The following is a 6,284-nucleotide window of genomic DNA, read 5'->3' as shown; positions in this document are numbered from 1 at the left end:
CCTTGTCTCAACCGAGGCGCGCATTCTACGCTAACCTCATGTTCTGTCAAGCATTTCTTTCAGATCATTTTGTCTTCCGGAAACCTTGTCAGCCTGCCAGGGCGATCTCTCGTCTTGGCAGCGGGAGGCGTATTCTACACAAACCCAGGGGCTTGTCAACCGCTACCCGCCTTCCCGGCTGGCCCGCCAGACGGACCTGCCTGCTAGACTAATTAGATAAACCGTTGATTTACAAGGATTTTTCCAACCACCCCAGCAAGGAAGTGGGCGCATTATAGGCCCCTCAGGCAGGGCGTCAAGCGTTATCTGGAATTATTAATCAGAACGGCCGTATTGCTTTAAGCGTGCCGTTATAAAGGGGATCCGCAGCATTAATAAAAGAAGGCCTGCCCCCGCATAAATAGTCCACTCTTTTATGTCGGACCTGATGACCCAAAACATATGCAGTAGCGCTAAGCCTAATACGACATAAACCAGGCGATGTATGCGTTTCCAGGTACGGCCCAGACGGCGCATGCTTACCTGATTAGACGTAACAGCCATAGGCAACAAACACAAAAAAGCAGCGAGCCCCACAATAATATAAGGCCTTTTCTGTAGCTCTATACCTAATCGAGCAAGATCCAAACCCAGGACAAATACGAGATAACTACAGAAATGTAACGCTGCGTAGGCAAAGGCCCACAAGCCTAACTGGCGACGCACCAACAGCCATCCTTTCCAACGTGTTGTCCAATATAGAGGACTAAGGCTTAACGTAATCAGTAGTAATATGAGGGCGCCTAAACCTAGGCGGTCGATCATGATCTTGCCTGGGTCAGGCCCTAGCGCAAAGCTCCACGCCTGATAGAACCAAAATCCTATGCATAAAAGCGCTGATGCAAATACGCCTCCTCGCCAGATCATATACATCACGGCAGTTCTCCCTTGTCCTACCTGAGCCGCCCTATTCCTATTAATAGTGGTTTAAATGGGCATTAGCGAGTTAGTGCAAGTCAGCCTTATGCAGCAAAGACACTGAATTAATAGCAGACGTAACAATACCGGAGCGCGCTTAGCAGCTTTGTTTATTCCGGCACGCTGGAGACATTAGTACAAGGGCAGTGGAAAGCCTAGAAAGCACTAGGCTCCCTGTAGCGCTAAATTAGACGACTGCAGGGAGCTATTCGAAGAATTAATGCGAGCGCTGACGGAAGCGGGTAATCGCCTTGACAGGACCAGACACAGCATAGGCCAAAAAGCCTAACAACAAGACGCGAGGTGGGTCAGTAAAGATTACTGCAAACACCAGAACGGCCAATAGAATAACAGCGAAGGGTACGCGCCCCTTCATATCCAAGGTTTTAAAGCTCCAGTATTTGAAGTTACTAACCATGAGCATTCCAGCAGCGGCCACCATGAATGCTACAAGAAACGACAATTTCGAACCTTGAATTCCGAAATCGCTAAAACACCATACTGTTCCTGCAACCAGAGCAGCCGCCGAAGGGCTAGCCAAGCCAATAAAATAGCGCTTATCTACGGAGCCAATTTGAGTATTGAAGCGCGCCAAACGAAGCGCTGCTCCCGCTACATAGATGAAAGCGACCGCCCAGCCCACGTTGCCTAAACTAATTAATGCCCATTCAAACGCAAGAATTGCTGGGGCGACACCAAAAGCCACCATGTCGGAGAGCGAATCATACTGTTCGCCAAACGCACTTTGGGTATTAGTCAGCCGCGCTACCCTACCATCCAAACCATCAAGAACCATGGCAATGAAAATAGCAGCAGCAGCGGCAGCAAATCCTGTAGCGGCCACATCATGCTGACCTTGGATAAAGGCTGTTTGGGCCGCAATAGCTTTGATAATTGAATACAAGCCGGCAAATAAAGCCGCTGTCGTAAACAAGTTAGGCAGAAGATAGACACCTCGGCGCCTCACCTTTCGCCCCTCGGCATCGCGAATCTCTTCGATATGCTCATCGACCGGAAGGATACTTTCGGTACTGGCCTCTGTTGTTTCTTCGGGACGCTCGCTCATGAAGATTCCTTGCATAGAACTTAAAAGCTTGGACGACCCCCTTTGAATAGGGTTCAGCCAAACCTGGAGTAGTGCTTTTATAGCAGAAGAAGCGCTATAACAAAAAACGCGGCCGTAGCCGCGTTTTTTGTTACTGAAACCAGGAGCGAATGCTCAAAGCGATCAGTTCTTGCTCTTATCGACAATCTTGTTAGACGCAATCCACGGCATCATAGCGCGCAGTTGCTCGCCTACTTTTTCAATGCCGTGAGCAGCATTGTTCCGGCGATAAGCCGTCATCGATGGGTAATTAGAAGCACCCTCGCTGATGAACATCTTCGCATACTCACCGTTCTGGATACGCTTCAGAGCGTTGCGCATGGCCTGGCGAGATTCATCATTAATGATTTCCGGGCCAGTTACGTATTCACCGTACTCAGCATTATTGGAAATCGAGTAGTTCATGTTGGCGATACCGCCCTCATACATAAGGTCTACAATCAGCTTTAGCTCATGCAGACATTCGAAATAGGCCATTTCCGGAGCATAACCGGCTTCAACCAGTGTTTCGAAACCTGCTTTTACCAATTCAACCGCGCCACCACACAGAACAGCCTGCTCACCGAAAAGATCGGTTTCAGTTTCGTCTTTGAATGTAGTTTCAATAATACCGGTACGGCCACCGCCTACCCCACAAGCGTAGGATAGAGCGACATTCTTAGCATTACCGGAAGCATCCTGGTAAACGGCAATTAGATCAGGAATACCACCGCCCTTAACAAACTCGGAGCGCACGGTATGACCTGGCGCCTTGGGCGCGATCATGATTACATCCAAGTCAGCACGAGGCACAACCTGGTTATAGTGAATGGCAAAGCCATGAGCAAATGCCAAGGTGGCGCCTTGCTTCAGGTTCGGCTCGATTTCGTTCTTGTATAGCTGAGACTGGAACTCATCAGGAGTCAGAATCATGATTACATCGGAAGAACTGACAGCCTCTGGCACGCTTTTAACAGTTAGGCCAGCCGCTTCAGCCTTCTTGGCAGAAGCTGAGCCTGGTCGCAGAGCGACTACAACATCCACACCGGAATCTTTCAGGTTATTAGCGTGAGCGTGACCCTGAGAACCGTAACCGATGATAGCGACTTTCTTGCTCTGAATAATGGAAAGATCACAATCTTTATCGTAGTAAACGCGCATTAAAAATTCTCCTAAAAATAGCCGCGTGGCTGTATTAATCAGATACTCAGAGCTTTGTCGCCGCGGGAGATCCCTGTGACGCCACTGCGGACGACCTCTAGTACTGAGGTCGATCCAATAGCTTGAATGAAGTTATCCAGTTTTTCACTCGTTCCTGCCAGCTGGATCGTGTAGACACTACTGGTCACATCAACGATCTGGCCTCGGAAAATATCGGTGGTGCGCTTGATCTCGGCACGCTGCGCTCCGGTAGCCTTTACTTTGATCAGTAATAGCTCCCGCTCAATGTGAGCCCCCTCGGACAGATTTACCAGCTTCACGACCTCAATTAGCTTGTTGAGGTTTTTGGTGATCTGCTCGATGGTCTCATCATGTCCAATAGTAGTCAGTGTCAGACGCGACAGCGTCGGGTCTTCGGTAGGCGCCACCGTCAAACTTTCAATATTATAGTTACGCTGGGAGAACAGCCCTACCACTCGAGACAGAGCTCCCGGTTCGTTTTCTAGCAGAAGGGAAATGATGTGCCGCATGATTAAGTCCGCTCCGTCTTGCTCAGCCACATGTCACGCATCGAGCCGTCCCTGATCTGCATTGGGTAGACATGCTCGCTGGTATCCACCTGGATATCCAGGAAGACCAAGCGGTCCTTAAGCGCGAACGCTTCTTCCATCATTGGCTTGAGATCGGCCAGACGGGTAATACGCATACCGACGTGGCCATAGGCTTCAGCCAGCTTTACGAAGTCTGGAATGGATTCCATATAGGAATGCGAGTAGCGACTGCTGTATTGCATGTCCTGCCACTGACGCACCATCCCAAGTGCCTGATTGTTCAGCGTAACAATTTTGACTGGCAGATCGTACTGCAGACAGGTAGAGAGCTCCTGAATATTCATCTGAATACTACCTTCCCCCGTCACGCAGGCGACATCGACATCCGGGAAGTTAAGCTTAACGCCCATTGCCGCTGGCAGACCGAAGCCCATTGTGCCAAGACCACCTGAGTTGATCCAACGGTTGGGCTTGTCGTACAAATAATACTGCGCAGCAAACATTTGATGCTGGCCAACGTCCGAGGTGATGTAAGCATCACCTCGGGTTACTTCATAAAGCGTCTCGATAACTGTCTGGGGTTTGATGATACTGCCATCGCCCTTGTCATACGGGAACAGGCTGCCTTGAGAAGAACGCCACTCTTCGATCTGCTTCCACCAATTGGCCTGCGCCTCTGCGGCTGGCTTCTCACCAATCTCCTTGAGGATCGCGACCATTTCGGTCAGTACGCTATCTACCGGCCCAACAATCGGAACATCAGCCTTGATCATCTTGGAAATCGATGCCGGATCGATATCAACATGAATGATTTTGGCATTTGGACAGAATCGCTTGGCACCGTTGATGACGCGATCGTCAAAACGCGCACCTACGGCCAGAATTACGTCACTGTGGTGCATGGCCAGGTTAGCGGTATAACTGCCATGCATACCTAACATACCGAGAAACTGTCGATCGCTCCCAGGAAACGACCCCAACCCCATCAGAGTATTGGTTACAGGCAGATTGAGCATCTTGGCCAGCTCGGTCAGTTGGGCCGAACCATTGCCCATGATAACGCCGCCTCCGGCATATAGAATGGGACGTTTAGCGGCGAGCATCATTTCTGCTGCCTTGCGGATCTGGCCACTGTGGCCGCGCATAGCAGGGTTATAGGAGCGCAGCTTGACCTTTTTCGGATAGACGTATTCGAACTTTTCAGCCGGATTAGTCATATCCTTAGGAATGTCGACCACTACTGGGCCTGGCCGGCCGGACTCAGCCAGGTAAAAGGCTTTTTTCAAGACCTCAGGAATTTCAGATGGATGCTTGATCATGAAACTATGTTTCACAATCGGGCGGGAGATACCCACCATATCGACTTCCTGGAACGCATCAGAGCCGATCATGTTGCTACCGACCTGGCCAGACAAAACCACCATGGGTATGGAGTCCATATACGCCGTTGCGATCCCTGTGATCGCATTGGTTGCACCGGGACCAGAGGTCACCAGCACAACACCGGCCTTTCCAGTAGCACGGGCGTAACCATCTGCCATATGGGTAGCAGATTGCTCGTGCCTTACCAGGATGTGAGTAACTTCATTTTCCTTAAACAGGGCATCGTAAATGTGCAGCAATGCGCCGCCTGGATACCCATAAATATACTTTACGCCTTCATCACGCAAGAAGCGGACGACCATTTCAGCGCCGGATAAGAGCTCCACGTTTCACCTCTTCAACACAGACGAGCGCCCCACATGGGCAATCGGAATTTGGTTGACTGCTAGGCAGAGCATGGGCGACGGTGATCGCCGACGAACAGCTGCCAAGAAAGCCGTGTTAGAAGTTTCCAAGAGTTACCGAAAACTTCTACCCAGCGCGAGGTAACGCGTTACGGGTATGACTGCGGCGGCGCGGGTAGGCACCTCATGGTCTGCCGAGAAATCAGCTTTGGGCCGGATTTCTACAGCGAACTTTGAATTCTTCGCATTCAGGTGGCGCAAGTCAAGCCATCATTGCACTAAATTTATGCGCTGATGCAAGTCGCATTTTAGAAAGGCAAGTTTCGTTATAGTACGCATCTCTCTTTTTAGCTCGAAGGTCTACCCATGTGGCGCACACTTTTAGCCATAAGCAGCACCCTACTCATGATTGGCAGTATCGAGGCGGCTCAAGTCTATAAATGGGTCGATGCTCAGGGTGTTACTCACTTTAGCGCACAACCGCCAACGACAGGAGAAGCTGATGCCCTCACACTCAAGCCAGCGCCTGGCATTTCAGGCTCATCCGGCTCTTCAAGCGGGGCAGATGCTGTTAACAATCCGCAGCAACAGATAATTGATCAAAAAATCAAACAGGAGATTAAACAGACTGAAAAGCAGCGTGAGGATTATTGCAAATCGGCCCGAACCAATCTGGCTCAACTAAGAAACAATCCTCGCGTTATGGTTGAGGCGGGACGAGGAGAAATGCGTCGTCTAACTGAAGAGGAACGCCAGCAGCGGATCAGTGAGACCGAGTTTGCCATTCATAAGAACTGTGATTGA

6 protein-coding genes are annotated in these 6,284 nt (G+C 50.3%); 1 reads left to right on the top strand and 5 read right to left on the bottom strand.

Features of this window, described 5'->3' with window-relative positions:
* Positions 1-315: 315 nt before the first annotated feature.
* The 5 genes from msrQ to IQ22_RS18545 form a co-directional block, all read right to left on the bottom strand.
* A complete protein-coding gene (gene msrQ / locus IQ22_RS18565; protein WP_145144758.1) occupies positions 316-915 on the bottom strand; it encodes a protein-methionine-sulfoxide reductase heme-binding subunit MsrQ in 600 nt (199 codons plus the stop codon).
* 259 nt (positions 916-1,174) lie between these two features.
* Positions 1,175-2,023, bottom strand: coding sequence for a CDP-diacylglycerol--serine O-phosphatidyltransferase (pssA, locus tag IQ22_RS18560; RefSeq protein WP_145144756.1), 849 nt, complete (start codon positions 2,021-2,023; stop codon positions 1,175-1,177).
* Positions 2,024-2,185: 162 nt separating this feature from the next.
* Positions 2,186-3,202: a ketol-acid reductoisomerase gene (gene ilvC / locus IQ22_RS18555; protein WP_145144754.1), complete on the bottom strand. Its 1,017-nt coding sequence runs from the start codon at positions 3,200-3,202 to the stop codon at positions 2,186-2,188.
* Positions 3,203-3,240: 38 nt separating this feature from the next.
* Positions 3,241-3,732 carry an acetolactate synthase small subunit gene (gene ilvN / locus IQ22_RS18550; protein WP_145144752.1) on the bottom strand — a complete coding sequence of 164 codons (492 nt, stop codon included), beginning with the start codon at positions 3,730-3,732 and terminating at the stop codon, positions 3,241-3,243.
* A 2-nt stretch (positions 3,733-3,734) separates the two neighbouring features.
* Positions 3,735-5,462 carry an acetolactate synthase 3 large subunit gene (locus IQ22_RS18545; protein WP_145144750.1) on the bottom strand — a complete coding sequence of 576 codons (1,728 nt, stop codon included), beginning with the start codon at positions 5,460-5,462 and terminating at the stop codon, positions 3,735-3,737.
* A gap of 384 nt (positions 5,463-5,846) precedes the next feature.
* Here IQ22_RS18545 and IQ22_RS18540 point away from each other — a divergent pair, with 384 nt between their 5' ends.
* The gene (locus IQ22_RS18540; RefSeq protein WP_145144748.1) at positions 5,847-6,284 is read left to right on the top strand and encodes a DUF4124 domain-containing protein; all 438 of its coding nucleotides are present in this window, start codon (positions 5,847-5,849) and stop codon (positions 6,282-6,284) included.

Origin of the sequence: Pseudomonas duriflava, from assembly GCF_007830155.1 — a bacterium.
In the GTDB taxonomy this organism is placed as follows: domain Bacteria; phylum Pseudomonadota; class Gammaproteobacteria; order Pseudomonadales; family Pseudomonadaceae; genus Chryseomonas; species Chryseomonas duriflava.
This window is presented reverse-complemented; position numbering and strand designations above follow the sequence as displayed.

Coding starts and splice junctions, on each gene's coding strand:
- IQ22_RS18540 (WP_145144748.1), top strand. CDS start 5,847: ATGTGGCGCACACTTTTAGCCATAAGCAGCACCCTACTCATGATTGGC.
- pssA (WP_145144756.1), bottom strand. CDS start 2,023: ATGAGCGAGCGTCCCGAAGAAACAACAGAGGCCAGTACCGAAAGTATC.
- ilvC (WP_145144754.1), bottom strand. CDS start 3,202: ATGCGCGTTTACTACGATAAAGATTGTGATCTTTCCATTATTCAGAGC.
- ilvN (WP_145144752.1), bottom strand. CDS start 3,732: ATGCGGCACATCATTTCCCTTCTGCTAGAAAACGAACCGGGAGCTCTG.